Below are 2001 nucleotides of genomic sequence, written 5' to 3'. Positions count from 1 at the left end.
ACGGGAGCGCCACGAAGTGCTCAATACTGTTTTGGACTAGAGACGCAGCCAAGCGATTAAATGGCATGGCAAGTCTAAAACGTTAACTGAAACATAAGGTTAAGTCCAGTAGGGTGAAAGGTCCCTACCTAGGTAATTGCTAGTTCACCTAGAAGTCTGACTGGCATACATGGTGGTAACAGCATGATATGAAGCCCAGTGACAAAGACGAGAAATCGTTGAGACGCAATGTAGGCCGTAGCATTAAGCGAACTTGGTCAAGCATCGTCACGCAAGTGGAAATGGGGAGTCGCTCCGTTTATACGAACCCTGCCACATACAGTGAAGCAACTAGTAGATGCAACTGTATGGTTTCCCGGTGTAATACAAGATGGCATGCATTGAAGGATGTTGAGTAAACGTGGGAGAGCCTACTGCTGTGGGAGTCGCGCCCCAGCTTAGAGATATAAGGGGGAACCTCGAAATTCTCAGAGTATACACAGTAGGCAGTCGGATGAGCCCATAATACCGAAAATGATAAGGACAACATAACCTTATCTAGGGAAGGGGCTCAAACATAAATGATGTTTTTCAAGAAATTTCAACAGGAGATTGCCTTATGGCTACCACTTCAAATAAAGTTCGAGAATTTCAGCGAAAACTCTACCTGCGCTCAAAGCAGGAGCCAGACAAAGCATTTTATAGTCTTTATGACAAAATCTGTCGATTCGACATCCTCTGGGATGCCTTCTATTTGTGTAAAGCAAATAAAGGAGCTGCGGGTGTCGATGGCGTTAGATTTGAAGACTTAAACAGCATTGAATCATCTGGCCAATTGATCAAAACACTAAGAGCAGAATTGGTAAAAGGTACTTACAAACCGCTACCAGTAAAGAGAGTACAAATCCCCAAAGACAATGGGAGAACACGAAACTTGGGGATACCAAGTATCAGAGATCGTATTGTTCAAATGGCATGTACACTTGTACTCAGTCCAGCCTTCGAGCCTCATTTTCACTGTAATAGCTACGGTTATAGGCCCAAGCGCAGTGCTCAAGACGCAGTGATATGCATTAATGCCTATCTAAAACAAGGATATAAACAAGTCTATGATGCCGACCTATCAAAGTTCTTTGACACTATACCGCATTCACGATTAGTGGATAAAGTAAGGTCTAAAGTGACGGATAGGGCGGTACTAAGACTGATTAAGCAATTCCTCAAAGCGCCGATAAGTGAGACAACAGCAAAAGGAAAAAGCCGAATAGTGGGAAACCCTATCGGTACGCCACAAGGCGGGGTGATTTCGCCATTACTGGCAAACATTTACCTAAATGACTTTTGTCAGAAGATAGCGACAAAGACACCATGCAAGATAATTTCTTACGCGGATGACTTTGTTATCCTGTCGAAAACGACACTGAATTCAGCCCAACAGGACTGGATAAAGAATGAGCTAGAGCAGGAAGGACTAAAGCTCAATGAGGAGAAAACTCATATTGTAGATATGACCCGAGTAGGGAATGAATTTGATTTTCTAGGGTTCACATTCAAATATGTGGTTGGCTTCATTAAGCACACAAACTACATAAAGATCTACCCATCGAAGAAGAGTCAAAGGAAGTATAAGGATAAGCTGCGGAGCATAGTAAAACACAGAACGTCTCTCACACTAGACAAGCTCGTTCAACGAGTAAATCGAGTGGTGAGGGGCTGGAAGAATTACTTTGGTAAAGTGGGCTATCCTCGGCAAGTCTTTTTCAAGATGGATTGGTTTTTAGTGGCACGCTTTTATCGTTGGTCAAGAAGCAGAAGTCAGCGACGGAGCTTGTATCTTGCGCAAGATGCATGGGACAAATTACATAAGGCAGGCCTTATGTATCTACAACCGACAAAGGCGAAAACTGTGAAGGTGAGCGGGTGAACATTTATGTGAAAGCCGTGTGAGGGAAAACCTCATGCACGGAATTGAAGAGGGGTCGCTGGATAAGGGTTGTGCCGAAGCCAGTGACCTACTCTACA

1 protein-coding gene is annotated in these 2001 nt (G+C 43.9%); it reads left to right on the top strand.

Annotated features, from left to right (window positions below; all coding sequences use genetic code 11):
* Positions 1–598: 598 nt before the first annotated feature.
* A complete protein-coding gene (gene ltrA, locus FH976_RS15645) occupies positions 599–1903 on the top strand; it encodes a group II intron reverse transcriptase/maturase (protein WP_194091703.1) in 1305 nt (434 codons plus the stop codon).
* Positions 1904–2001: the final 98 nt, after the last annotated feature.

Source organism: Vibrio hibernica, assembly GCF_015223435.1.
Classification (GTDB): domain Bacteria; phylum Pseudomonadota; class Gammaproteobacteria; order Enterobacterales; family Vibrionaceae; genus Vibrio; species Vibrio hibernica.
This window is presented reverse-complemented; position numbering and strand designations above follow the sequence as displayed.

Coding starts and splice junctions, on each gene's coding strand:
- ltrA (WP_194091703.1), top strand. CDS start 599: ATGGCTACCACTTCAAATAAAGTTCGAGAATTTCAGCGAAAACTCTAC.